The organism is Shewanella sp. HL-SH4, from assembly GCF_051164845.1.
Classification (GTDB): domain Bacteria; phylum Pseudomonadota; class Gammaproteobacteria; order Enterobacterales; family Shewanellaceae; genus Shewanella; species Shewanella glacialimarina.
Genome location: NZ_CP195037.1, coordinates 2,057,185 through 2,081,774, shown reverse-complemented (window position 1 = coordinate 2,081,774; position 24,590 = coordinate 2,057,185). Strand labels below are relative to the sequence as shown.

22 protein-coding genes are annotated in these 24,590 nt (G+C 40.4%); 15 read left to right on the top strand and 7 right to left on the bottom strand.

The genetic code is table 11. The features are described 5' to 3' along the window. The first annotated feature begins 17 nt into the window (after positions 1-17). The gene (locus tag ACRWQL_RS10135; protein ID WP_434939584.1) at positions 18-473 is read left to right on the top strand and encodes an Rrf2 family transcriptional regulator; all 456 of its coding nucleotides are present in this window, start codon (positions 18-20) and stop codon (positions 471-473) included. On the opposite strand, the gene ACRWQL_RS10130 is transcribed toward ACRWQL_RS10135, so the two are convergent. From ACRWQL_RS10130 to gpmM, 4 genes are read right to left on the bottom strand one after another with little or no spacing between them, the layout of a single operon-like run. Then, complete coding sequence (locus tag ACRWQL_RS10130; protein ID WP_434939585.1) at positions 448-1,203, bottom strand: divergent polysaccharide deacetylase family protein; 756 nt, start codon at positions 1,201-1,203, stop codon at positions 448-450. The two genes, ACRWQL_RS10135 and ACRWQL_RS10130, sit on opposite strands and share 26 nt — an antisense overlap. Positions 1,204-1,232: 29 nt before the next feature. Then, the gene (locus ACRWQL_RS10125) at positions 1,233-2,444 is read right to left on the bottom strand and encodes a S41 family peptidase (RefSeq protein WP_434927705.1); all 1,212 of its coding nucleotides are present in this window, start codon (positions 2,442-2,444) and stop codon (positions 1,233-1,235) included. 35 nt (positions 2,445-2,479) lie between these two features. Next, entirely contained in the window at positions 2,480-3,613 is a 1,134-nt protein-coding gene (locus ACRWQL_RS10120; protein WP_434930802.1) for a murein hydrolase activator EnvC family protein, read from the bottom strand. 10 nt (positions 3,614-3,623) lie between these two features. Further along, on the bottom strand, positions 3,624-5,168 hold the full coding sequence (gene gpmM, locus ACRWQL_RS10115) for a 2,3-bisphosphoglycerate-independent phosphoglycerate mutase (RefSeq protein ID WP_434953298.1): 1,545 nt from the start codon (positions 5,166-5,168) through the stop codon (positions 3,624-3,626). A 339-nt stretch (positions 5,169-5,507) separates the two neighbouring features. Between gpmM and ACRWQL_RS10110 the strand changes: the two genes are divergently transcribed. The 7 genes from ACRWQL_RS10110 to ACRWQL_RS10080 all read left to right on the top strand — a co-directional run bounded on the left by ACRWQL_RS10110 (position 5,508) and on the right by ACRWQL_RS10080 (position 11,550). After that, the gene (locus tag ACRWQL_RS10110) at positions 5,508-5,942 is read left to right on the top strand and encodes a rhodanese-like domain-containing protein (protein ID WP_434927708.1); all 435 of its coding nucleotides are present in this window, start codon (positions 5,508-5,510) and stop codon (positions 5,940-5,942) included. Positions 5,943-6,148: 206 nt separating this feature from the next. Further along, positions 6,149-6,619: a protein-export chaperone SecB gene (gene secB / locus ACRWQL_RS10105; protein ID WP_434953297.1), complete on the top strand. Its 471-nt coding sequence runs from the start codon at positions 6,149-6,151 to the stop codon at positions 6,617-6,619. A 3-nt stretch (positions 6,620-6,622) separates the two neighbouring features. Then, complete coding sequence (gene gpsA / locus ACRWQL_RS10100; RefSeq protein ID WP_434927709.1) at positions 6,623-7,639, top strand: NAD(P)H-dependent glycerol-3-phosphate dehydrogenase; 1,017 nt, start codon at positions 6,623-6,625, stop codon at positions 7,637-7,639. A gap of 124 nt (positions 7,640-7,763) precedes the next feature. Beyond that, positions 7,764-8,945 (top strand): NAD(P)/FAD-dependent oxidoreductase, encoded by a 1,182-nt coding sequence (locus tag ACRWQL_RS10095; protein ID WP_434953296.1) that lies wholly within the window; start codon positions 7,764-7,766, stop codon positions 8,943-8,945. Positions 8,946-9,372: 427 nt separating this feature from the next. Continuing rightward, positions 9,373-9,549: a DUF1328 domain-containing protein gene (locus tag ACRWQL_RS10090; protein ID WP_434927711.1), complete on the top strand. Its 177-nt coding sequence runs from the start codon at positions 9,373-9,375 to the stop codon at positions 9,547-9,549. Positions 9,550-9,623: 74 nt separating this feature from the next. Continuing rightward, positions 9,624-9,818 carry a hypothetical protein gene (locus tag ACRWQL_RS10085; protein ID WP_434939593.1) on the top strand — a complete coding sequence of 65 codons (195 nt, stop codon included), beginning with the start codon at positions 9,624-9,626 and terminating at the stop codon, positions 9,816-9,818. 61 nt (positions 9,819-9,879) lie between these two features. Beyond that, on the top strand, positions 9,880-11,550 hold the full coding sequence (locus ACRWQL_RS10080; RefSeq protein ID WP_434927713.1) for a diacylglycerol kinase family protein: 1,671 nt from the start codon (positions 9,880-9,882) through the stop codon (positions 11,548-11,550). Here ACRWQL_RS10080 and ACRWQL_RS10075 read toward each other — a convergent pair. Continuing rightward, on the bottom strand, positions 11,547-12,905 hold the full coding sequence (locus ACRWQL_RS10075; RefSeq protein WP_434953295.1) for a sigma-54 interaction domain-containing protein: 1,359 nt from the start codon (positions 12,903-12,905) through the stop codon (positions 11,547-11,549). The genes ACRWQL_RS10080 and ACRWQL_RS10075 overlap by 4 nt on opposite strands. A gap of 260 nt (positions 12,906-13,165) precedes the next feature. On the opposite strand from ACRWQL_RS10075, the gene ACRWQL_RS10070 reads away from it, so the two are divergent. Continuing rightward, a complete protein-coding gene (locus tag ACRWQL_RS10070) occupies positions 13,166-13,666 on the top strand; it encodes a hypothetical protein (RefSeq protein WP_434953294.1) in 501 nt (166 codons plus the stop codon). Positions 13,667-13,854: 188 nt separating this feature from the next. Next, positions 13,855-14,409 carry a BON domain-containing protein gene (locus ACRWQL_RS10065; RefSeq protein WP_434953293.1) on the top strand — a complete coding sequence of 185 codons (555 nt, stop codon included), beginning with the start codon at positions 13,855-13,857 and terminating at the stop codon, positions 14,407-14,409. Between the two features lie 102 nt (positions 14,410-14,511). On the opposite strand, the gene ACRWQL_RS10060 is transcribed toward ACRWQL_RS10065, so the two are convergent. Continuing rightward, on the bottom strand, positions 14,512-15,285 hold the full coding sequence (locus ACRWQL_RS10060) for a substrate-binding periplasmic protein (protein WP_434953292.1): 774 nt from the start codon (positions 15,283-15,285) through the stop codon (positions 14,512-14,514). Between the two features lie 302 nt (positions 15,286-15,587). Between ACRWQL_RS10060 and ACRWQL_RS10055 the strand changes: the two genes are divergently transcribed. The 3 genes from ACRWQL_RS10055 to ACRWQL_RS10045 all read left to right on the top strand — a co-directional run bounded on the left by ACRWQL_RS10055 (position 15,588) and on the right by ACRWQL_RS10045 (position 18,868). After that, on the top strand, positions 15,588-16,904 hold the full coding sequence (locus ACRWQL_RS10055) for an anaerobic C4-dicarboxylate transporter (protein ID WP_434939600.1): 1,317 nt from the start codon (positions 15,588-15,590) through the stop codon (positions 16,902-16,904). 213 nt (positions 16,905-17,117) lie between these two features. Continuing rightward, positions 17,118-17,681 carry a C40 family peptidase gene (locus ACRWQL_RS10050; protein WP_434953291.1) on the top strand — a complete coding sequence of 188 codons (564 nt, stop codon included), beginning with the start codon at positions 17,118-17,120 and terminating at the stop codon, positions 17,679-17,681. Positions 17,682-17,836: 155 nt separating this feature from the next. Next, a complete protein-coding gene (locus tag ACRWQL_RS10045; protein ID WP_434939603.1) occupies positions 17,837-18,868 on the top strand; it encodes a LacI family DNA-binding transcriptional regulator in 1,032 nt (343 codons plus the stop codon). Positions 18,869-18,969: 101 nt separating this feature from the next. Here ACRWQL_RS10045 and gtfA read toward each other — a convergent pair whose 3' ends face one another. After that, complete coding sequence (gene gtfA / locus ACRWQL_RS10040; protein WP_434953290.1) at positions 18,970-20,451, bottom strand: sucrose phosphorylase; 1,482 nt, start codon at positions 20,449-20,451, stop codon at positions 18,970-18,972. A gap of 187 nt (positions 20,452-20,638) precedes the next feature. Here gtfA and ACRWQL_RS10035 point away from each other — a divergent pair, with 187 nt between their 5' ends. Together ACRWQL_RS10035 and ACRWQL_RS10030 are read left to right on the top strand one after the other, a co-directional pair. Next, positions 20,639-21,859, top strand: a complete 1,221-nt coding sequence (locus ACRWQL_RS10035; RefSeq protein ID WP_434953289.1) for an MFS transporter — start codon at positions 20,639-20,641, stop codon at positions 21,857-21,859. A gap of 268 nt (positions 21,860-22,127) precedes the next feature. Next, entirely contained in the window at positions 22,128-24,518 is a 2,391-nt protein-coding gene (locus ACRWQL_RS10030; RefSeq protein ID WP_434953288.1) for a TonB-dependent siderophore receptor, read from the top strand. The last annotated feature ends 72 nt before the right edge of the window (positions 24,519-24,590 follow it).

The window sequence follows — 24,590 nt, the reverse complement described above, 5'->3', positions numbered from 1 at the left end:
TCGAGTATCGTTTATCAATGCAATTAACTCGCTATACAGATTATGGTATCCGCATTTTGATGTACCTTGCAGTACAACCAGAGCGAGAAGCTTTGTTCCGTATTGCAGAGGTAACTAACGTTTTTGATTTATCATCAAATCATGTTGCTAAAATTATCCATCAGCTTGGAAAGTTAGGTTACTTAAAAACTATTCGGGGTAAAAGTGGTGGGTTTAAATTAGCTATTGCTATTAATGAGATTCAAATAGGCTTGTTGGTTAGACAACTAGAGCACTCATTAGTAGCTGTAAATTGTGAAGAACCATTTTGTCGTTTTACTCCCGTATGTAATTTAAAAGGGGTATTAGGAAAAGCGGTTGCTGCTTATTTGGCGGTATTGGATCAATATTCTTTAGCGGATATAGTAAATAATAAATCTGAGTTAATCTCTACCTTACCTGATTTATCTATCTCAGTGTTTGATATGAGCTAGTTGAATAAACTTTAGCGATATCGGTCGCAAGTAAATCTGAAGTGTGTACTAAGTCGATACCATTTTGTTTTAGTCTAGGGAGGTTGGCCTTTAGGTAGGCAATAGTTTCAGGATACGGGTGTGCGATAGCAACCAGTGTACCTTGCTGTTTGGCTTGATAAATAATTTGTTTGAACTGCTTTTCAAGTGCGTGTTGGCGTAAGTCATTATCTAAAAATACTTGCCGTTGCAATAATGGCACTCCAACTGCTTTTGCCTTATCACTCGCCTTGCTGTATTTGGTTGTCATACTGTCAACAAAGTAAGCTTGCTTGCTTTTTAAACTTTCCATCACCCATAACATTGGTTTGTCTAATTGAGTCAGTAAGCTACCCATATGATTATTCGCCCCGCGGGCAAAAGGGATATTTCCAAAGGCAGATGTTATTTCGTGTTTAACTTGTTGCTCGTTCATGTCATTAGTTAATCCACCAGGGCCTAATGCATTGCCGCTCAAGGCCTGCATTGGTAAATGTAGCATTATCTCATGGCCCTTATTATGGCCTTCTAATGCTAGTCTTTGTCCTAAAGGTGTATGGGGTAAGACTGATAAGGTAATATTTTGAGGTAGAGACAAAACAGCCTCATCTGTTTGACGATATCCAATATCGTCAATGATGATAGCTAGGTTTGCTGCATTTAATGATGAAAAACAGGCAAATTGTAATATTATTATTAATAAAAAGCGCACAGTTATTATTATTTTCTTTTTGATTTTATTTAGTTTTCTCTGCTATCTATCCAGGCGATAGCTGAGTCGATTTGCTTATCGTAATCATTATCTAACATTTTTTCTGTACCGATTATAGGCATATTCATCTCATCTGTAACAGCAGTAATTGATATTTCTATATCTGGGGTAATGCCTATGGTGTTTATATTATTTCCATCAGGGGTACTGTAATTAGCAATAGTCAGTTTGATGGCATTACTTTGGCCAAGTATGGGGATAAGGCTTTGGACTGTTCCTTTACCAAAACTGGTTTCTCCTAATAGGGTTGCGCGATGATTTTCTTGCAGCGCCGCTGCTAAAACCTCAGAAGCCGATGCTGAACCTTTATTAATCAACACGACCATGGGGATCTTAGCAAAAATAGTATCTGAAGAGGCATAGTAGTCTTCATTTGCATCAAAAATACGTCCTGTAGTGGTCACTATTCGACCATGATCAAGAAATAAATCTGCAATACTAATTGCCTGGTCTAGTAGCCCGCCTGGGTTATTGCGTAAATCTAAAATTATTCCTCTTAGAGGTATATGCTGCCATTTTATTGCTTGTTTACTTATCGCATCGGTTGCATCTTCCTGGAAGCTTGTCAGATGCAAATAACCAATGTCACCATCAATAATTTTACTGTTTATAGAATTGATGTGGATAAAGTCTGGTTGTAAGGTGATTTGAATCGGCGTTTTAGTCGCAATGGGTTGAAGGCTTAATGAGATAGGCTGGTTATTATTACTATATTGTCTGATTTCGGTTAGCACCATTTGCAGGTTTGTGGCATCAACAAGCGTATCATTAAGCTTGATAATCTTATCGCCCGCTTTAATACCCGCACGTTCAGCCGGTGAATTTTTAAAGGGAGTTATGATGGTAATTTTGTCCTGGTCAGTTGCGACTTCAAACCCAAAGCCAAAATACTCACCTTTGTTAGAGTCGTTTATCGCCTGAAAATCTTCATGAGTTAGGAATCCAGAGTAGGGGTCAAGTTCTGTAAATATCCCTTTTATTGCGGCATCAATAAGTTGCTGACGATCTATTTTATCTACGTAGTAAGTTTCAACAGTATCAATAACATCGATTAAAAGTGGGTAGTCAAAGTCATAATAGGCAGGCTTGGAGTTTGCGTGCTCTAAACTTGAAATGCTGATCGAAAGTGCCACGCACACGCCAAGTATAAAGCAACTAATATAACGGATGATTTGATGCATAACAGCCCCGATAACTATGGGCAGTTTGCGTTATCCTAGCGACAGTATCTTGCAGGATCGACCGCTTGCCCTTTATGTCTTATCTCAAAGTATAGGCTAGGTTCGGTCTGTCCACCTGAACGACCGACTAAAGCAATCGATTCGCCATCATTTACACTGTCTCCAGCCTCCTTAAATAGGGTTTGAGCATGGCCGTATAGACTCATATAGCCTTTACCGTGGTCGAGTACCATCACCATACCAAAACCTCGTAACCAATCGGCATATATCACTTTACCCGCGGCAACAGCTTTAATATTTTGCCCTTCAGGTGCGGTTAATACAGCACCTTTCCATTTTATTTGACCAGAACGGTTGCTGCCAAAACGCTCACTCATGCGACCTTTTGTTGGCCAGCTTAGCTTACCTTTTCTATTCTCAAGCCCATCCATTAATGGGTTGGCTTTTGCCGTAACAACAGCTTGTTCGACAATACGCTTTAAGCTGGCTTCTTCAATTTGTAATTGTTCTAGCTGAGCACCTTTGTTGGATAGGGTGCGCTGAATTTGAGTTAGGGTTTGCTGGCGTTGATTTTGTTCATTACTTAATTGTTTAGCTTGTTGTTTCTGGTCAATCATCACTGTGTTCAGTTGCTGCTGCTTTTTGACTTGTTTGTTTTGAACTTCAACTAATTGCTCGCTAGTGGTTTTTAGTTTACTTATCGCTTTGATGCGCGCGTTATTTAAATATTGATAGTAAGCCAGCATGCGTTCAATGGTTGCAGGATTTTGCTGATTCAGCATCATCTTGCTGTAATCATGGTTCCCGGCTAAATAAGCGCTAGATAGCTGCTTTGATAACGTTTTTTGTTGACCAATTTTTTGTGCCGTTAAGCTTTTTTGTTGTTTTTCTAGATCAATTAATTGGCTGCTGATGTTTTTTAATGAGGTTTGAGTTTCATTTACCCTGCTTGCCGCGCGTGCAATGGCTTGCTCATCTTTTTTAAGTAATGTGATGAGTTTTTCTCGTTGTTTTGAGGTGTTTTTTAAATCATTTTGCTGCGCATTGATTTGTGTCTGAATAGACTTTAACTCAGACTGACGTTTGCTGAGGTCGGCGCCTGTTGCGGCATAGGATAGTATTATAAAGCCAGCGAAAATGCTGGCTTTAACAAAGAAACGAATTATCACAGGTAATTAATTACTCTTTTAAGTCAATGATACAGCGGCCGGTCATTTCGGTTGGCACACTTTGCCCCATTAACGTTAACATCGTTGGTGCGATGTCACATAAGCGGCCGTTAGGTTTGATAGTAGCATCACGACCGACATAGATGAAAGGAACTAATTCACTTGTGTGCGCAGTATGGGCTTGACCAGTAGCTGGATCGGTCATTTGCTCTGCGTTACCGTGATCAGCGGTGATAATACATTCACCCCCTACTTTGGCTAATGCTTCTACTACTCGACCAATACACGCGTCAACTGCTTCACACGCTTTTACTGCAGCATCAAACTTGCCAGTATGACCCACCATATCGCCATTAGGGTAGTTACACATGATCACGTCGTATTTGTTTGATTCAATCGCGCCTACCAGCTTGTCGGTGAGCTCAGTTGAGTTCATTTCTGGTTGTAAATCATAGGTAGCCACTTTAGGTGACTCAATTAAAATACGGTCTTCTCCGTCAAATGGTGCTTCTTTGCCACCATTGAAAAAGAAGGTTACATGGGCATACTTTTCTGTTTCAGAAATTCGTAGCTGAGTTTTACCTTGTTTTTGCAGGGTTTCACCAAGTGTATTAACAAGGTTATCTGATTCAAACGCCACAGGTGCTTTAATATCATCTGCGTATTGGGTCAGCATGACGAAGTTAATTTTTGGGGTTTTATGACGAACAAAGCCATCAAAATCTGGATTAACAAAGCTGCGACTAATTTGACGAGCACGATCTGCACGGAAATTCATGAAAATTAATGCATCGTTGTCATTCAGCGTCGCTGCTTGGCCTGTCTCATCAACAATAGCCGATGCGGCAACAAATTCATCATTTTCATCACGATCGTAAGCGGCTTCAAGTGCATCGACTGAGTTCGTATAGTCAAACTTACCTTTGCCTTCGGTGATCAGTTCATAAGCTTGCGAGACTCGATCCCAACGATTATCACGATCTAATGCGAAGTAGCGTCCAATTAAAGATGCAATACGGCCAGAGCCTATTTCAGTAAAGAGTGAATTGAAGTGCTCAATACTGCCTTTGGCGCTTCTTGGTGGAGTATCTCGACCATCTAAGAAGGCATGTAAGTAAACGGCTTTAGCACCACGGGAAACCGCCATGCGGCACATTGCTTCTATGTGTTGCTCATGGCTATGAACGCCGCCGGGTGATAACAGCCCCATAATATGAACCGCACCGTCTGCCGCTATAGCTTTATCTACCGCATCAACCAGAGTTTGGTTTTGTTCAAACTCATTATCTTCAATGGCTTTACTGATCCGCGTTAGTTCTTGATAAACAATGCGACCAGAACCAATATTGATATGGCCAACTTCAGAGTTACCCATTTGGCCATCAGGTAAGCCTACATCAAGACCTGAACCTGAAATTAAGCTGTTAGCATAGGTGGCTGTTAACTTATCCAAGACCGGAGTGTTAGCGTGAAATATCGCATTATCTTGCGGATTTTCACGATAGCCCCAGCCATCAAGAATAAGCAGTGCCAGCGGACGTTTAGTTGTCGTCATGGAAGTACCCTTATTTAAAGTGTTAAAGATGAAGTTAAAAATGAAATTGGATAAATATTACTACTTATTAGCTGTTGGCAACAGGCTTAGGTTCTCGATTGCCCTAACAGGTGATTAAATTTCATTTATATGTGAGTGTTTACGCAATTAACACTTTTTGACCTTGTTTGAGGTACGTAATTCTGTGTGAAAAATTGTCTGAAAGGTAATTAACATATCCACCAAGATTGAATCTTACCTAACCACTTTGATGTCACTCTGAGCCCTGTATCTTAAGCTTGTTTGGGTATATACTCTTGGCCAAATTAATCTTAGCTCGATACGTTATAGGCAGTGACCATGCAAGAATATATTGAATTTTTAAGAGCAAACCCAATGTTGTCTTTGGCTTGGGCTGGCTTATTTTTTGCTTTAATTGTGACGACATTCAAATCAAGTACATCAAAAGTAAAGACCGTTAACAATCATGAACTCACGCTAATGATGAACAAGCAAGACGCTAAAGTTGTCGATGTGCGTGGCAAAGAAGAGTTTAAAAAAGGCCATATCGTTGATTCTATTAACGTGCCATTGTCTGAAATTAAAAATAATCAGGCCACAAGTCTTGAAAAGTTTAAAACCAGCCCCATTATATTAGTATGTAACGCTGGCATGACATCTTCTCAAGCGGCTCAACTTCTTGTTAAACAAGGCTTTGAAAACGTACATAACCTTAAAGGTGGTATGGGTGATTGGCAATCAGCAAATATGCCAGTTGTCAAAAGCAAGAGATAGTCACTAGGTTCATCATATTGCAGTAAAAACATAGTGTTGAGTAAAAATCGACACTATTGGTTTTTGATCTTACTGGCAACGATGCTTAATCGCATTTCGCTGTTTGGTCGACTTTAGGGGCAAGGCGAGGTTACCCTCATTTATTAGCCCAACACCATATTCGCTCCACAGAAAAGCGAAAAATAACATTATATAGGTAGGATATCATGGCTGAAGAAATAGCAAACAACGAAGCAATTGCACCACAGTTTAACATTCAGCGTGTTTATACAAAGGATTTGTCTTTTGAAACACCAAACAGCCCAGCTGTTTTCCAAAAAGAGTGGAACCCAGAAGTTAAGTTAGACTTAGACACGCGCAGTACTAAGTTATCTGACGATACTTATGAAGTGGTACTTTCTTTAACTGTTACCGCTAAAAATGGCGACGAAACAGCTTTCTTATGTGAAGTTCAGCAAGCGGGTATTTTCTCTATCGTTGGCTTAACAGAGCCACAATTAGCACATTCTTTAGGCGCTTATTGCCCTAACGTATTGTTCCCATATGCTCGTGAAACTGTTTCTGGTTTAGTTGCTCGTGGTACTTTCCCACAACTTAACTTAGCGCCTGTGAACTTTGATGCACTATTTGCTCAATATGTTCAACAGCGTCAAGCGCCAGCTGAAGCTAACGCGTAAGTGATGAGCAGCACTGCCGAAATAACGGTATTAGGGGCGGGGTCTTATGGCACCGCCCTTGCTATTTCTTTAGCAAGCAATGGCCATAAAACCTTATTGTGGGGACACGATCCCAAGCGCATGCAGGCATTGGCCGATTCGCGCAGCAATGAAGCTTACCTACCCGGAATAACATTCCCTGACTGTTTGCACATTGAACTTGATTTAGCTAAAGCCTTAGCTGCTAGTAAAAATGTGTTAGTGGTTGTGCCAAGTCATGTTTTTGGTGATGTATTAAAGCAAGCAAAACCCTTATTGCGCAGTGATGCTCGTATTGTGTGGGCGACCAAAGGTTTAGAGCCTGAAACAGGCCGCTTATTACAAGATGTAGCACGTGAACAATTGGGTGAGCAATATCCCCTAGCGGTATTGTCTGGCCCTACATTTGCTAAAGAATTAGCCGCAGGTTTACCAACAGCAATATCGGTAGCGGGTACTTGTCCGCAGTTCACCCATGACTTAGTTGAGCTTTTACATAGCCCTAAACGTTTACGTGTATATGCCAATGATGATTTCACTGGTATTCAGCTTGGTGGAGCGGTAAAAAATGTTATCGCTATTGGTGCTGGTATGTCTGACGGTATTGGCTTTGGTGCAAATGCACGTACCGCACTCATCACTCGTGGTTTAGTTGAACTAAGCCGTTTAGGTGAAGCTATCGGCGCCGATGCATCAACCTTCATGGGGATGGCGGGTTTAGGTGATTTGGTATTAACCTGTACCGATAATCAGTCGCGTAATCGTCGTTTTGGTTTGGCTTTAGGTCAAGGCAAAGACGTGATCACCGCCCAAGAAGAAATCGGTCAAGTAGTCGAAGGTTACCGAAACACTAAAGAAGTGTTTACCTTAGCCAAACGCCTAGGGGTAGAAATGCCGATCACCGAGCAAATTTACCAAGTGTTATACCAAGGTAAAGCACCGGTTGAAGCAGCAAAAGAGTTACTCAGTCGAGACAAAAAATCTGAAACACTGAAAAAATAGTGCAACAGAGCGGCTAAGTTAACCGTGAGTAGATACCAAAAAGGATGCTAAAATAGCATCCTTTTTTGCATTTAATATTTATCAATTAAATACAAAACAACCCATTTAAAGTGTGGAGTAAAACGTGAAACATCATGACGTAATTATTATCGGCGCCGGCGCGGCAGGATTAATGTGTGCTGCAACTGCGGGTTATCGTGGTCGTGATGTCCTCGTGCTAGACAATGCCAAACAAGCTGGCCGTAAAATACTTATCAGTGGTGGTGGACGATGTAACTTCACTAATCAAAAGGTTGAACCACATCAGTTTCTTTGTGGTAACCCCCACTTTGTCAAATCGGCATTAGCTCGCTATCGTTCAAGCGATTTTATTGAGCTGGTTGAACGTCATGGTATTGAATACCATGAGCGCGAGCATGGGCAGTTATTCTGTAATGACTCAGCCAAAGAAATAGTCACCATGTTAATGACCGAGTGCGAATGGGCAGGGGCAAAGGTTCAGCTGCGAACTGAAATGCTATCTGTTACTAAAACAGATACAGGATTTAATTTAACTACCTCAAATGGTGATTTTAGTTGCGAGTCGTTAGTGATTGCAACAGGCGGTTTGTCCATGCCAAAGCTGGGTGCAACGCCATATGGCTATAAGTTGGCAGAGCAATTTGGCTTAACTGTGTTATCAACCAGTGCTGGTTTGGTTCCATTTACGTGGCATGCCGAACAAAAAGTGCGCTTTGAGCCGTTATCGGGTATTGCTGTGCCGACAACCATTACCGCTCAAGATGGCACTCAATTTAGTGAGGCTTTGCTGTTTACTCATAGAGGCCTATCAGGCCCAGCAGTACTGCAAATTTCTAATTACTGGCAGCCAGGTGAAGCAATTTCTATCAATTTATTACCGGGTGAAAACGCGTTAAATAAAATTGAATTTGCATTGAAGCATCATCCAAAGCAAAGCCTACGCAACACATTAAGCCAGTGGTTACCTAAACGCTTGGTTGAAACACTATTTGACGAGTCTCAACTGGATAAAGCATTAAACCAACTCGGCCACGGCGAGCGTGAAACGTTGGCTAGTGAGTTAAATGACTGGTCTATTGTCATGAATGGTACAGAAGGCTATCGCACTGCCGAAGTGACTTTAGGCGGCGTTGACACCAATGAATTGTCATCTAAAACCATGCAAGCTAACAAGGTACCAGGTTTGTATTTCATTGGTGAGGTAATGGACGTAAGTGGTTGGTTAGGCGGGTTTAATTTTCAATGGGCATGGTCATCAGGCGTTGCAGCGGGATTAGCTGTTTAAAGAGTTTTTTATGAGTTCTTTTGTCAAAATACAGAGGAACTCTGCTTTATAACTTTAGGTCGTTTTTCCTTCAATCAATCGTTTTTTTATTCATACTTTTTCTAATGCCTCTTCGTCATCTTGTTGTAACCACCTCGATTTTTCGTCGATATCCCCAATAATTTATTGGAATGCACCTTTGCCCATAATTAATGTGAAACTCTTACCGAATTGTCGGTAATTATTGCCAATAACTTAGTTTGTTAATGATATTGAAATAAAGAATTTAAATTTATTTTCTTTATTTATTAGTTTCTTAGTTGGTTTCTTAAAGATTGGCATGAAGTTGGCTTGGTATAAAGTAGTTAAATGATACACAAACAGTTGTTCATTAATACTAGTTTGTTTTTGTGCGTTATTGATCGTCCCATACTCAAGGAGGTTTCTTATGTTAGGTTGGACATTGATGTTTTTAGTTATTGCTATCATTGCAGGGGTGTTAGGTTTTGGTGGTATTGCTGGTACGGCAGCCGGTATTGCGAAAATAATCTTCTTTATTTTTATTGTGTTACTTGTTATCTCTTTAGTAGCAAGTGCAATACGAGGTAAAGCACCTAGGGCATAACATGATACAAGTGACGCCTTATAATTTAATACATAAACTACAAATGGAATGGCCTCATGGTCAAGGAGATCAATATGAATTTACTAAAAAAATTAAGCATGATGATTTTATTAGGATTAACAACAGTAGGCATGATGGCGTGCTCTGATAACAAAGCTGAAAATGCGGGTGAAAAAGTTGATGAGATGATGACCGACGCCGGTAATGCAGTTGAAGACGCGTGTGAAGACGTAAAGGAAGGTCTTAAAGCAGAAGACCCTAACTGTTAAAGATACTAGGCAGCGCACAATAATGCGCTGATTTCTGTTGTTTTTAAAATAGGACGCTTATATGTTAACCAAGATAAATATTAAGTATTACTACACAGGCGGGGCTTTATTAGCTGCGCTTTTGTGTGTGTTATTTAATTCACCATGGGCTAAATTTTTTATTGGTTGGTTAGCACTCTCTTTGGGTTTAGTGAGTTTTGCTTATTGGTTTAATGCTGGTGGTGTTTTTCGTAAAAAACAAAATGGTTCAATTCCTTGGTATATCAGCTGGGGATTCGTCCCTTTTCTATTGGGGTGTCAGGTTTATAATGCCTGGGCAAGAAAACACGATAAAGTACCCGCAATTCAAAAAATTGAAGATCAACTCTATTTAGCATGCCGTCTATTTCCTTCTGATATTGAATACCTTAAAACCCAAGGGGTTGATGCCATTCTCGATGTGACGGCTGAATTTGATGCATTAGATGGCACATTATTGGCTGAAGATATTGATTATTTAAATGTGCCTGTTTTAGATCATAGTGTCCCCTCGGAAGCACAACTTAATCAGGCGATAAATTGGCTAAATAATCAGGTTCGTAACGGTAAAAAGGTTGTAGTACATTGTGCACTAGGCCGTGGACGGTCAGTACTCGTGCTAGCTTCTTATCTTGCTTGTCGCGATAGCAAAAGTAATTTAGAGGATGTGTTGCATTCTATTAATGAAATTCGCCATACCGCTCGTTTGAATAAATGGCAATTTACAAAAGTATCCCAAATGTACCAACAAAATCGAATTAAAATTAATAAAACACTCTATTTAATTGCTAATCCTGTGTCGGGTGGTGGCAAGTGGCAAGATGATGCTGAATATATTCAACAAACCTTATCGAGCTATTATCGAGTAAAGCTGCTTGAGACGACAGAAGATAAAGATGCTGCAGTACAAGCCCGTGAAGCCGTTAAGTGCGGGGCAGATATAGTTGTAGCCTGTGGGGGGGACGGTACGGTTAATGAAGTTGCTTCGATATTGGTAAACACCACAATGACATTAGGTATTATTCCGATGGGGACGACAAATGCCTTGGCTCATACCTTATTTGGTGTCGGCAGTAAGGTGATCCCTGTTGCTCAAGCCGTGGATATTTTGATTCAAGGCCATTATCAACCTATTGATACCGCAATATGTAATGAACGGATAATGCTATTGCTAGTGGGTATTGGTTTTGAACATAAGATGATTGAAACTGCTAATCGAGATAAAAAAAATGAGTCGGGTCAGTTTGCTTATTTGAGTGGCCTATGGGATGCCATTGATGAAAATCAGCCATTATCTTTGTCTATGCAATTAGATGATGGTAAAACACATACCATTGATACTACCAGTATAGTGATTGCCAATTCAGCACCTTTCAGCAGTTTACTCGCACAGGGTAATGGCGAGCCTAATATCATTGATGGACTATTAGATATTACTTGGATTGAGCCGACAGAGTCATCACAAGAGCAGCTACTGAGTTTGGTCGATTTATTATTTACTGGGATTACGCGTCTGTGGAACCAAACTAATAACAAGCTTGAGTCTGATGCAATACATCATGCCCAAGCTAAAAAAATATATTTAACAGCTCAACAAAAAATACATTATGTGATTGATGGAGAGCTTTTTGAATCTAATGATGTCACGGTAGAGGTTGTGCCGAAATCATTGAAGGTTTTTGTGCCTAAAACCAGCCCGATTTTGAGGCGTTAATCGGCACTGCCTTTATCTTCATACTTACTGAGTTTGTTATACAAGGTTTTAACGCTTATACCCAGTTGTTCGGCGGTATCATTTTTGTTACCGTCAGCTTGCTCTAGCGCTTGATAAATAGCGACCTTTTCTATTTCATCTAAACGCATACCAGCGGGTACTATAATCTTATCTGTGGTATTTTCTGGCTTAGATTCGGTTTCAAGTATGTTGAAATGACTTCTGTCAATCGTATCGTCAGCGAGAATATAAGCTCTTTCAATGGCATGCTTTAACTCACGCACATTACCTGCCCAACGCTGTTGTTGAATAAAACTGACAGCTTCTGGCGTAAAGATTTTATTGAGTTTTTCAGTGATATTTCTATAGGCTAAAAAATGTTTTGCCAACCCGAAAATATCATCACCTCTATCACGAAGTGGTGGAACGCGAATAGGAAAATGAGCTAGTCTGAAGTATAAATCCTCACGAAAAAGACCATGCTCAATAGCGCTAGCAGGATCACGATTAGTTGCAGCGATAATGCGTACATTGGCCTTTTTTACACTGGCACTGCCAATGGGGCGATATTCGCTATTCTCTAATACCCTTAATAATTTCACTTGATGATCAATGGGCATTTCAGTAATTTCATCTAGAAATAACGTCCCGCCTTCAGCTTGATCAAATACCCCACGATGATCACGGTGTGCACCGGTAAAAGCCCCTTTAGTGTGACCAAATAGCTCGCTGTCGACTAATTCCGGACTGAGTGCACCACAGTTAATTGCAATAAAAGGTTCGTTTGATCTGTTACTTGCAAGATGAATAGTGTTAGCGACTAATTCTTTACCTGCACCACTCTCGCCAACAATTAATACATTGCTTTCTGTCACCGCGACTTTGCGAACAGTGCGATACAGCTTATGCATAGCACGGGATGAGCCAACGAGTAATCCATATTGATCTAACTCACTGGATAATACCTGCTGGCGTTTAGATGATTCTAGTAATAAGTCTTGAGCGAAATCACTTAGGGTGTCATCAATGAGTTCCATATCGTATGGCTGTCTAAAATGGTAGCCAGCACCTTCTGACATTAATTTATCAAGGTTAGGGTTGGGTTTCCCTTCACTTAAAAAGATAAATTCAATGTCAGACATTAAGGCGTTACCTGTAAGGCTGGCATAATCAGCTTGGCTTAATTGAGATACTTCAATAATTGCCACATCTGCGTTACTCGCCTCAAGTTGTGTTGGCCAAGGGAGCTCAGTAATACTCGCTATTTTATTGAAATGCCTACAACTAGCTACTTGTAAGAGCCGTGTAGCTGTTTGAGGATGAAGCAAGTGGTAAAACAAGATAGGACCGGCCATGTCAGTGTTACTCCTTTTTGGTGCTCATTTAACTAATGGCAACTTTGTAAATTTGACAATAACAATCGGTAACTTTTTCTTAACATGTTGTTTGTGTCGAGAAGGTTTTGCAAATAATAACTTATTAATCAATTTTTTAATGGTTTTTCAGTGTTGTGTACGAATTATGCATGACTCAATCATAAGGTGAGCCATATTAGTTTATCCATTATGACTACAAATATTACAGGATAGCTATTAGTTATTTAATGGTAGGAGAAATGACATTGCAATATTCACAGATTAACTATTTATCAAGCAAGCAAATCGATTTAGGGGTTATTCGCGATGCAATTGATTTGTGTCAAGCGGGGCAGTTGTTTTACTCGCAAACGATTGCCGATATGGATGACTATAATTTCAAGCGTATTTTTATGGATATGGCTGCAACTAGAAGATCTATGTTGCAACATTTGGTGCCCTTATTTCAGCGAATAAAGCAAGGTGAAGTGGCATCTTATGATGTTCAACCAATTAGCTCATCGTCTTTTATTACAGGATATGCACATGCAAGTGATGCAATAAAGCAAGATAAACTATGGACAGCAGTAGGGTGGCTTTTAGATGTAGAACAACAGGCTTTAAATCAACTTAAGTCGGCTGCTCGGCAGGTAACAAATAAAGAGGTTGCTCAGCAATTAGCGGAAGGCTGTGCATGGCTTCAAATGGAGTGCGATAGTATGAAAAGCCTCTATGTGGGCAGTAAAAATGCTGCTAATTGAATGATTGCATCGCCATTGAATATTAGTTATCACTCAAGTGAAAGAGTTACCGGTTATCGGTAAAAATGTCCAAAAATGATTAGGTTTACACACATGTTAAATAATAAAAATCATTTAAAACATGAGTTTAATTTGTTGGCATGATTTACGCAGTACTTATATCAAGATAAACAATGGAGGATATCTTTATGAATAAGACAACATTATCTTTGGTAGTAAGTACGATGCTTGGTGCAATGGCTTTTTCTGCAAATGCAGCACAAGATTGGCAGGATGACGCTAAAGACGCATGGGTTGACGGTAAAGTTGAAACCACATTATTGCTCAACACCAATCTTAACTCGTTTGATATCAATACCGATGTACACGCCGGTAAGGTTATTCTAACGGGTAAAGTCGATAGTAGTATTGATAAATCATTAGCGGGTGAGCTGGTTAAAAGCTTAGATGGCGTTGAAAGCGTTGATAATCAATTGACTGTTATGATGCAGCAAGATGATAGTAAAGGCGGTGATTTAGGTGATGACCTAACCGATGCTAAGATAGCAATGATTGTTAAAACACGATTATTGTTTTCTGATGATGTAGCGGGTTCTAATATTAATGTTGATGTTAAATCTGGTGTTGTAACACTAGAAGGAACAGTAACAAGTGATGCAGAACGTGACTTGGTTGTTGCTATTGCTAAAAATGCTGACGATGTAGATAAGGTGGTTGATGAACTCAGTATTACGGATTCATAGACTATACCAACATCGAGGTGACATTAGATCGAAAAGGCCAGCCTGCGTGCTGGTTTCTTATTAAGTGTAATATAACCAAATGGCACTGATATGAAAAATCGTTTAATCAATGGTTTCTGAGATAAATCTACAACTTTCAGTATGTTGATTAAATTTATCTAAAAAATCGGGATATTGTTTCAAAAAGGTTTTACCAAAATAAACACCTAGTGATCTATCTAGATTGGGTACCGCAGCAAAATTACTTACTGGAATGTTGACTCGTTTGGCTGCCGCTTCAAAAAACAAGTTGTTTTCTAAGATCGCACCTATGCGATTTTTTTCAAGTAAGTATATCAACTCATCCAAAGTACTTGCTTGGTGGATAACGTTATAATTGTGTTCTTTTAGCCAGAATGTGGCGTTGGAATGTCTGCGAGCACCAAATTGTGCGTTTGATTTAATCGCGTCTTGATTTAAGGGGATAGCGGTATTTTTGAGTAAGTAAAAGTTCCATTGCTGTGCAATAAAAGTATTTGATAATACCGCAAAACCATCTCTTTCATTGTTGTGTGAGGCTGAAAAAAAACCATCGTACTTGCCTTGTTTCACTTCTAACTGCGCACGCCCCCACGGGAGAAATATTACCTTGTAAGGTTGTTGAAGTTTATCCATTACACAGTCTAAGGCTTTTATCGCATAACCATCATTTTTTTGACCAACTTCTATTTGGTAAGGCGCCCACTCCTGGGTGGTAATGGTGATAACTTTGTCAACCACAGCTGCTGCGGCTAATTGGCTTGAAAGTAATAGCAACAATCCAATCAATATTAGGCTTAAGTGAGCCGTTAACATTTTTGATTTTGCATTAAAGCATTTATTTATCAGCCGATTCATTAATTGCCACCCTTTTGTATCACTATTCTTTGCACTTAAGATTAACTTAGACTCGTTGTAAGTCAAAAATATATCAGTGGTAGTTTGTTAATGAGTGGGTGAAGCTTGGCTGAGATAACCTTTCAAGTTGATTTTTATAAACTAATTAGTTAGATGAGTATAACTCTCATAAAAAGTGTTCAATAACTCACAGTTTTATCTATTAGGCACGGCGCTTTATGCAATAGCTTGATTTTGGTCACTAACGGTATTTTCTGCTGTGTTATACCTGCAACAGCTATTTAATATGGTAGGTACTGATAATGTTTTATATACATATGCTGTTGTTATTAATTGTCATTTTTGTTGGTATACGCCATGGCGGAATCGCCTTTGGCTTACTGGGTGGGCTAGGTGTTTCGGTACTGGCTTTTGTATTTGGCATAGCACCGGGTACGCCGCCTGTCAGCGTAATGCTGATTATTTTGGCTGTAGTCGCGGCTTCAGCAACATTAGAGGCCACTGGTGGTTTAAAACTGTTGGTCAAGTTTGCCGAAAAACTATTACGTAAACACCCTGAACACATCGTTTTTTTAGGCCCACTGTGTACCTATTCGTTAACTGTACTTGTTGGTACTGGTCATTCGGTTTATCCACTTCTGCCCGTTATTTATGATGTTTCATACAAGAAAGGTATCCGACCTGAACGACCATTAGCAATGGCCACAGTCGCCTCACAAATGGGCATTACAGCAAGCCCAATAGCCGCCGCAGCTGCAGTGGTATTGGCAACTGCGGTAGATAATCAGCTTGATATTGGCTTAATTGATGTATTGATGGTGACTATTCCTGCGACCTTAATCGGTTTGCTGGTGGCGTGTACTTGGAGCTTAAAGCGGGGTAAAGATTTAGATAAAGATCAAGAGTTTCAGGCACGTTTAAAAGATGATGAGTTTCGTGAGTCATTAATCGATCCTAGTGCTGATAAAGTGCAAACCCCAGCCGCAGAGGCAACAGCAAAGAAAGGTTTAATAGTATTTTTACTGGGTATTTTTGCTGTGATCATGGTGGCTATGTTTAGCAAACAAGTATTACCCAGCGGTGTCAGTATGTCGGTAGCGATTCAGTTTATGATGTTGTCTGTCGGTGCGGTTATCTTATTGGCTACCAATGTATCGCCTAAAAAAGTGGTCACCAGTAATGTATTTACCGCAGGTATGACCGCGGTCATCATTATTTTTGGTATTGCATGGATGAGCGACACCATTATAGAACACCATAAAACCTATTTGGTTAGCGCAGTAAGCGATATTGTCAGTGTGTATCCATGGACATTTGCTATTGCGATGTTTGTGTCATCCATCTTCTTAAAAAGCCAGGCTGCGGTTTTAACTATTATGCTGCCATTAGGTTTTTCATTGGGGATCCCGGCGCCAGTATTAATCGGCGTGCTACCCGCGTGTTATGCTTACTTCTTTTTCCCATTCTACCCAAGTGATTTAGCCGCGATAAGCTTTGACAGAACAGGCACAACTCATATTGGTAAGTATGTACTTAATCACAGCTTTATTATTCCCGGCTTTATTGGCGTGATCACGGCAACCTTGGTTGGTTACTTCCTGTCAATGGCGATAAATTAATCACAATTTATCATCAAGATAATTGATGTGAATGAGTGGCAGCCCCTAGGTTGCCATTTTTACTTGCTAGAGGAGGAAAGTTTTATTTTGAGATTTTTTTTAACTGGTGTAAATTATCCTGTTTATTACTTGAACAGTATAATGATAAGTTAATCTTTTTAAACAAAGTTTAGCGTGATTAACAGATATATTTAGGCTTAGAGGTCTATTAAATTGAGAAAGAAATTACTGCTTATTAGCTTGTCGGTATTACTGAGTGCTTGTGCTACTCAGGTGCCAGTGACAGTGGTTAAGCCTCCACCAAAGCCTGTGACTGTAAAGGCTGAGCCAAAATTACCTAAGTGGAGTGAGCCTAATTTATTAGCTTACCATCAGGATTGGGCGGGAACGCCTTATCGATTAGGTGGTATGAGTAAACAAGGTGTTGATTGCTCTGGTTTTGTGTACTTAGCTTATCTTGACATAGTGGGTGAAAAGTTACCTCGCTCTGTCAATGCGCAACGTGTATTAGGTAAAGAAGTCCCACGTGAAGCCTTAGAAGTGGGCGATTTAGTATTTTTTAAAACCGGTAAAAGCGCCCGTCATGTGGGCATTTACATGGGAGATGCCAGGTTTTTACATGCATCAACCAAAAAAGGGGTTAAGATTTCCAGTTTAAATAACGTGTATTGGAAACCGAGATTTTGGTTTGCTAAACGTTTAAAAAGTACTACGTTTGAGCAAAATATGTCTTTAGCCAGGCTGGTCGAACATGCTCAACAGCAAGATCATTTATAATTTGGCAGCAGTTTTTACAAGCTGGTGCCGTTTATTCGCTTCAACCTTAGGACTGCATCTGAAGTATTGCTTGGGTTGTTTTCACCGCTTAGCATCGTTATATTCATTTTATAAATAGCTGTTTAGGCTAAAATCACGACGTAAACGGACCCGTTATGCCAGACTCCAAGCATTGGACCTTAAAAAGTATTGCCAAAGAATTAGGTGTGTCGAATGCGACGGTATCTAATGCGTTTAATCGTCCAGATCAGTTGTCGGAAAAACGCCGCACAGACATTCTCGCTGCCTGCAATGAGCTAGGATATTTTGGACCTAATAAAGCCGCGCAATCTTTAAGGCGCGGCAAGTTTGATACGGTCGCATTAGTTTTGTCGGACAGTATTGAATACATGGTATCTGATCCTGTGGCCAGTAAATTTATGAAAGGTGTTGCGGCCGTTTTCGAGCAACATAAAATTAATTTACTGTTGTTTTCTGGCAGCTCTGACAATGTGAATGGCGTCAATGACTTTGTCGATGGCTTTATTTGTTATGGTCGCCCCCGTAACCGTTTATTGGCTGAGCAATTGAAAAAAATCAGTAAAAAAGTGGTAACGGTCGACTTTAATATTCACCGTAGTGCTTCGGTGAGTATCGATAATAAAGCCGGTGCCTATGAAGTGGCTAAGTTGGCTATTCAATCTGAGCAAGATCAGGTCGCAATTCTTGGATTACGCTTGCTTGATACTCATTTAACCTGCCGCGTGTATGATATTCATTCTATGGAAATTGACACGTCTGTAGCGCATCAGCGTTTGCAAGGTTATTTGGATGCCATTGGTGATACTGGGGTTAAGCTTGGTGATGACCGCATTTGGAATATCCCTGAAAGTAATGCCGGCTTTGCGACCATAGCTGCCAAAGAGGCGCTTAATTGTGTACCGCGTCCGAATGTATTTTTGTGCATGAGTGATTTAATTGCTTTGAGTTTAATGCGCGAGGCAATCCAACAAGGTTTACGTATACCACAAGATGTTCGAGTGGTGGGTTTTGATGGTATTGACGAAGGTACTCGGGCTATCCCGCCGCTGACGACCGTGTTTCAGTATTCAGAACAAAAAGGCCGTAAAGCCGCTGAAATGTTTATTGCTGATGCCCATCATGCTGAAGTGTTAGGTTATGAATTGTCACGTGGTGGCAGTTGTTGATTTAATATTGATGACCGGACGGTTTCGATACAAATATGTTGATAAAAATAAGGCGCCTAATAGGCGCCTTATTTACGTTTGAGCTTAAATTACCCGTCAGATTATCCGCTGTGTTTAGCCAATAAATCTGCCAGTGCAATGTGAGTCGATTGCTGAGATTCAACGATGTTGATATGGGTTTCTTTGGTGGCAAAATTAACGCTTAACTTGGCTGAACTGTCGCCATGCACCCAACAAAGATCTAACTGATTAGCCTGGTTTATCATGGTGAACTCACCATTAAAGGCATCAACGTTATTTCGAAGAGTGATCAGCTCACATAGCGTTTTAACAACCGGTTTTTGCATGGCTGTTTGAATGTCGCTTACCTGTAGATAAGGGCGATTAATGTCGCGACCTACTTGAGTTTGATTCAGTAACTCCATGGCATTAGGTACTGCCAGTAAACCGGTGTAATACACCTGCGGAATACCGGGAGCAAAAAATTGCACGCTTCGAGCGATTAAATAATCAATGTCATTTTGGCCAAGCGCGTCGTAGTAGGTGCAATTAACTTGGTATAGGTCGACATTGCTGGCTGCAGCACCTGTTGCTTGCAGGCTTTCACCTTTGCTATTGCTATGGATGCGATTAACTAAGTTATCAATTTCTGCAGCGGTTAATAAACCTGCTTTATTGCCGACCGGGCCAGCGTCAATAATGCCAATACCGTCATGGGTGTCTAATACCGTGACACAGTTGCGTGGGGCAATGGATAGCCAATGGCTTAATGCACTGACATCTTGGCTAAATAAGCTGTGAAGGATCAATGGCGGTAGCGCAAAGTCGTACACCATGTCTACCCGCTTAGCGATATCGAGTTGGGTCATGTAGTGCGAGTGAATTTCGGCAAGGGTCGTCATGCCTAGACTGTTGGCTTTTTTGGCTAACTCATCGACAAATTCAAATGACTCTTCAATCATAAAGCAGCTAGTGCCCGGCTTTTTAATCGCATAGCCAGCAGCGTCAAGACGAATAAGATCGACTTTGCTTTCATGAAAACGCGTTAGCACCTTGTTTAAATGCGCCTGACCTGCAGCGGTATGCACATTAATATCAATTTGGTTTGAGGTAAAAGTCGTCCAAAACTCGGCTTCTGTCCCGTCGGCAAGTTTATAGTTAGTGAAGCAACTCCCCGGACGTGGGCGATAAATTTTAGCTTGGTTTTCTGTACTTAAACCGTTTGGGAATACACTATCTTTGGTTAAAAATAAATCCCAGTAAGCAGAGTTTTTGCCGTTGGCAAGCACGTCTTGAAACTCGGTAGACTCTGCAGACATGTGGTTAACGATTAAGTCTGCCATGATGTCGTATTGCTGGCCAATCTGCTTTACGTCATTCCAATCACCAAGACGTTCATCTACTTTTGCATGGTCTATAGGGTCAAAGCCAGCATCGCTGCCGTCAATTGGATAGTAAAAAGGTAACAGATGTACGCCACCAAAGAGATCATGCAGTTCTGTGTCGAGAACCTGTTTGAGTCCTTTTAAGTCTGAGTGCGCTATACGATCTACGTAAGTGATCAGCTGAACATTATTTTTCATTTTGGTGACTCTTAAAGTAAGTATTTAAAAAAACTTAATCGATTAAGTTGTATATTTAACCAATATGAAACATTATTCAAGGGCTTTGTTTAAATATTGAATTCGTTTTCTGTGGGAGAAGACGAATGTGTCGCCATAAATAGACTGTGTGACCACAAAGAAAACATATAACAAGAAGGTGGGGAGTATGGTTAACCATATGAAAGAGCTAGATAATTGCAGTAACTCTAGGATAAGAATACTAACGTATTTAATGTTTTTTATGTTTGCTATGACCTCTGATGCAGTGGGAGTGATTATTCCTGAGTTGATTAATACATTTGACTTATCGATGTCACAAGCGAGCGCATTTCATTACATGCCAATGCTTTTTATTGCATTAAGTGGGCTGTTTTTAGGCTTTCTGGCAGACAAGTTAGGCCGGAAAGTAACGATTTTAATTGGCTTACTGTTGTTTGCGCTGGCCAGTTTTATGTTCGCTTTAGGTGAGTCATTTTATTATTTTCTATGTTTGTTGGCACTAGTGGGTATTGCTATTGGGGTATTCAAAACTGGCGCGCTAGGGTTAATCGGTGATATTTCAACTAACTCAAAACAACATTCAAGTACCATGAATACCGTTGAAGGCTTTTTTGGTGTGGGTGCTATGGTTGGTCCGGCGATTGTCAGTTATTTATTGATAACAGGCGTGTCGTGGAAGTATCTGTATTTTGGTGCTGGGGCATTTTGTTTAATATTATGTTGGTTAGCTTATAAGGCTGAATACCCGCAACTTAAGCGCTCATCTACTCAAAATATTAATCTCGCCAGTACGTTTAGCATGATGAAAAACCCTTATGCATTAGGCTACTCTTTAGCGATTGGGCTTTATGTTGCTACTGAAGTGGCTATTTATGTTTGGATGCCGACGTTATTACTCAACTATGAAGGTGAGTTGGCATTAATCGCAACGTATGCGTTAACTATCTTTTTCACATTGCGGGCATTGGGACGTTTTCTGGGGGGATGGATCCTCAATCAATTCAGTTGGCAACAGGTGATGTTTTGGTTCAGCCTGGCAATTAGCTTATGTTATTTAGGCGCTATGGTGTATGGCATTTCGGCTGCGGTTATTTTATTGCCTTTATCAGGCTTGTTTATGTCTATGATGTATCCGACATTAAATTCTAAAGGGATCAGCTGTTTCCCGGTTGATCAACATGGTTCGGTTGCTGGGGTCATTTTATTCTTTACTGCACTTTCTGCTGCATTAGGTCCCTTGTTAATGGGACTGGTAGGCGACATATTTGGTCATGTTAAATACGGGTTTTATTTAGCCACCGGCTTTGCATTTATGTTGTGCTTTTTGGCAGCATACAATCTGTTTCGTGACCCTTCAGGGCATTTGTTAACCGCTGACGCTAAATAATCAACAACTACTATTATAAATATTTAATTTATTAAACATCTACTTAGGCGATTTTTTAATCCGGGTAACGATAATTGAACATAAATTGTACTTGCAATTTACTATTTAGTTGCTAACTTGTAACTTAATCGATTAAGTTGGGGCTTAAGTTTAGTGTCTTGATTAGCTATTGAGATAGTTTGGGGCTTAGTTCGATTGATGAATATATTACTGATGTTGTTATGGGGAGATAAGACAACATCAATACACTCTATGTGGGGACATAAAAATGATAAAAAGCACATCTAAAAAATTTGTATTGAGTACGCTAGCTGTGATGGTCAGTTCAAGCTTGTGGGCTGCTGACACTGTGGAAACTAAAAAAGACGCCATTGGTCTTGAGCGCATTGTGGTAACGGGTGTCGCACGTGGTACACGTGTAATGGACTCGAGCGTGTCAGTGAGCAGTGTGTCACCAGAAGATTTAGCAATTAGCTCACCTCGTTCATCAGCCGAAGCGTTCCGTATTATTCCGGGCATGAAGGTTGAATCGACCGGTGGTGAAGGTAACGCCAACATTGCAGTACGTGGTTTACCGGTTGCCTCTGGTGGAGCTAAATTCTTGCAAATTCAAGAAGATGGCTTACCTATTTTACAGTTTGGTGATATTGCATTTGGTAATGCGGATATTTTCTTACGTATTGATTCTACAACACAAACTATTGAATCAATCCGTGGTGGTTCAGCCTCAACAGCTGCCAGTAACGCACCAGGCGGTATTATTAACGTCATTAGTAAAACGGGCACCAGTGATGCTGGCAGTATTTCGTCTACTGTGGGTCTTGATTACGATACTTTGCGTACTGATTTTGAATATGGCGCAAGCATTAATGACTCAATGCGTTTTCATATTGGTGGCTTTGTGCGTACCGGTGATGGTCCGCGTGATCCTGGTTACACCGCGAACAAGGGTGGCCAAATTAAAGCTAACTTAACCAAAGAATTTGATTCTGGTTATGTGCGTTTGTATGTAAAGCACTTAAATGATAAGAGCATTGGTTATTTGCCGATGCCAATGTATTCAGATGGCAGTTCAATACCTGGATTTGATGCCCAAACTGATACGGTTCATTCGGCTAACATGTTATCAACCCTGCGCTTAGATGCTGACGGCAATATCAGCCGTGGTGATATGCGTGATGGTATGAATCCTATTGTGAATTCAGTTGGACTAGAAGCTTCATTTGATTTAGGCGATGACTGGTTAGTTGAAAACCGTTTCCGCATCTCGGATGTTAGCGGTAATTTTATGTCGTTAATGCCTGCCGAAGTGGCTAACAGCTCGAGTATTGCTGACAGTATTGGTGGCAGCGGATCATCACTGATTTATGCTAATGGTGCCAAAGCGAGTCAAGCATTTGATAGTGATTTAGCTATGCGCGTACACAGTTTTGATGTGACCATGAATGACTTTGGTTCTATCGTCAATGACATGAAATTAACCAAGACGTTTGATGATTCTAATGTCACTTTTGGTTTTTATACTGCCACGCAAAATATCAATATGACTTGGATGTGGAACTCTTATTTGATGGAAGTGCAAGGCGATAATGCGGCACTTTTAGATGTGGTCGGTGCCGATGGAACTGAGTACTCAGATAATGGTTTATACGCTTATGGCGTGCCTTACTGGGGCAATTGCTGTCAACGTAACTATGATTCAGACTACACTATTAAAGCACCGTATATTGCTGCGTCATCTAAGTTCGGCGATTTATCATTAGACGGTAGCGTGCGCTATGACTCTGGCGATGCCAGTGGTTACTATGCGGGTAATGTGCAATCACAAGTGGATATGAACCGTGATGGGGTGATTTCTCAGCCTGAGCTAAGTGTGTCGTCAATTGATAATGCTAACCCACAGTTAGTGAATTATGACTGGGGTTACCTGTCATATTCGTTAGGTGCTAACTATCAAGTATCTGAAGATTTAGCCGCATTTGGTCGTATTAGTCATGGTGGTCGTGCCAATGCTGACCGTTTATTGTTTGGTAAAGTGAATGCTGATGGTTCAGTTTCTGACGAAGACTCTGTGGATGAAGTAGACCAGTACGAAGTGGGTGTGAAGTATCGTTACGATAGCATGTCGCTATTTGCCACCGCGTTTTACTCTGAAACAGAAGAGCAAAACTTTGAAGCCACTAGCCAAATATTCTTTGACCGTAAATATGAAGCCAAAGGGATTGAGTTAGAAGGTGCTTATTATGTTGGTGATTTCGATTTTCGCGGTAACGTAACTTGGACCGATGCTGAAATTGTTAAAGATGCCCTTAATCCAAGTGTAATTGGCAACACACCTCGTCGCCAAGCTGATTTTATTTACTCGCTAATGGGCCGTTATAACTTTGATAAAGGCTCTGTTGGGGTCAATTTGATTGGTACCACTGAGTCTTATGCTCAAGATAATAATGACCTAAGTTTTGATGGTTATACTCAAGTCAATGCGTTTGCATCTTACCAGTTAACCAATGCGTTATCCGTCGCGCTTAACGTCAATAACTTGTTTGATACTGTGGGTATTACAGAAGCTGAAGAAGGTTCGGTACCCGATAACAATATCATTCGTGCCAGAACCATTAACGGTCGTACAACCAGCGCCACGGTTAAGTACGAGTTTTAATCGTTTATTGTCATAACCTTAGTTGTAATAGTATTAGTTGTATTAGTTTTTAGAAATCCCTGTTAACAAGCC

Bases quoted from the DNA above. Each gene is read 5' to 3' on its own strand.
- ACRWQL_RS10060 (WP_434953292.1), bottom strand. From the start codon at position 15,285: ATGAATCGGCTGATAAATAAATGCTTTAATGCAAAATCAAAAATGTTA.
- ACRWQL_RS10125 (WP_434927705.1), bottom strand. From the start codon at position 2,444: ATGCATCAAATCATCCGTTATATTAGTTGCTTTATACTTGGCGTGTGC.
- ACRWQL_RS10110 (WP_434927708.1), top strand. From the start codon at position 5,508: ATGCAAGAATATATTGAATTTTTAAGAGCAAACCCAATGTTGTCTTTG.
- ACRWQL_RS10135 (WP_434939584.1), top strand. From the start codon at position 18: ATGCAATTAACTCGCTATACAGATTATGGTATCCGCATTTTGATGTAC.
- secB (WP_434953297.1), top strand. From the start codon at position 6,149: ATGGCTGAAGAAATAGCAAACAACGAAGCAATTGCACCACAGTTTAAC.
- ACRWQL_RS10070 (WP_434953294.1), top strand. From the start codon at position 13,166: ATGACATTGCAATATTCACAGATTAACTATTTATCAAGCAAGCAAATC.
- gtfA (WP_434953290.1), bottom strand. From the start codon at position 20,451: ATGAAAAATAATGTTCAGCTGATCACTTACGTAGATCGTATAGCGCAC.
- gpsA (WP_434927709.1), top strand. From the start codon at position 6,623: ATGAGCAGCACTGCCGAAATAACGGTATTAGGGGCGGGGTCTTATGGC.
- ACRWQL_RS10045 (WP_434939603.1), top strand. From the start codon at position 17,837: ATGCCAGACTCCAAGCATTGGACCTTAAAAAGTATTGCCAAAGAATTA.
- ACRWQL_RS10080 (WP_434927713.1), top strand. From the start codon at position 9,880: ATGTTAACCAAGATAAATATTAAGTATTACTACACAGGCGGGGCTTTA.
- ACRWQL_RS10085 (WP_434939593.1), top strand. From the start codon at position 9,624: ATGAATTTACTAAAAAAATTAAGCATGATGATTTTATTAGGATTAACA.
- ACRWQL_RS10055 (WP_434939600.1), top strand. From the start codon at position 15,588: ATGTTTTATATACATATGCTGTTGTTATTAATTGTCATTTTTGTTGGT.
- ACRWQL_RS10090 (WP_434927711.1), top strand. From the start codon at position 9,373: ATGTTAGGTTGGACATTGATGTTTTTAGTTATTGCTATCATTGCAGGG.
- ACRWQL_RS10065 (WP_434953293.1), top strand. From the start codon at position 13,855: ATGAATAAGACAACATTATCTTTGGTAGTAAGTACGATGCTTGGTGCA.
- ACRWQL_RS10030 (WP_434953288.1), top strand. From the start codon at position 22,128: ATGATAAAAAGCACATCTAAAAAATTTGTATTGAGTACGCTAGCTGTG.
- gpmM (WP_434953298.1), bottom strand. From the start codon at position 5,168: ATGACGACAACTAAACGTCCGCTGGCACTGCTTATTCTTGATGGCTGG.
- ACRWQL_RS10075 (WP_434953295.1), bottom strand. From the start codon at position 12,905: ATGGCCGGTCCTATCTTGTTTTACCACTTGCTTCATCCTCAAACAGCT.
- ACRWQL_RS10035 (WP_434953289.1), top strand. From the start codon at position 20,639: ATGGTTAACCATATGAAAGAGCTAGATAATTGCAGTAACTCTAGGATA.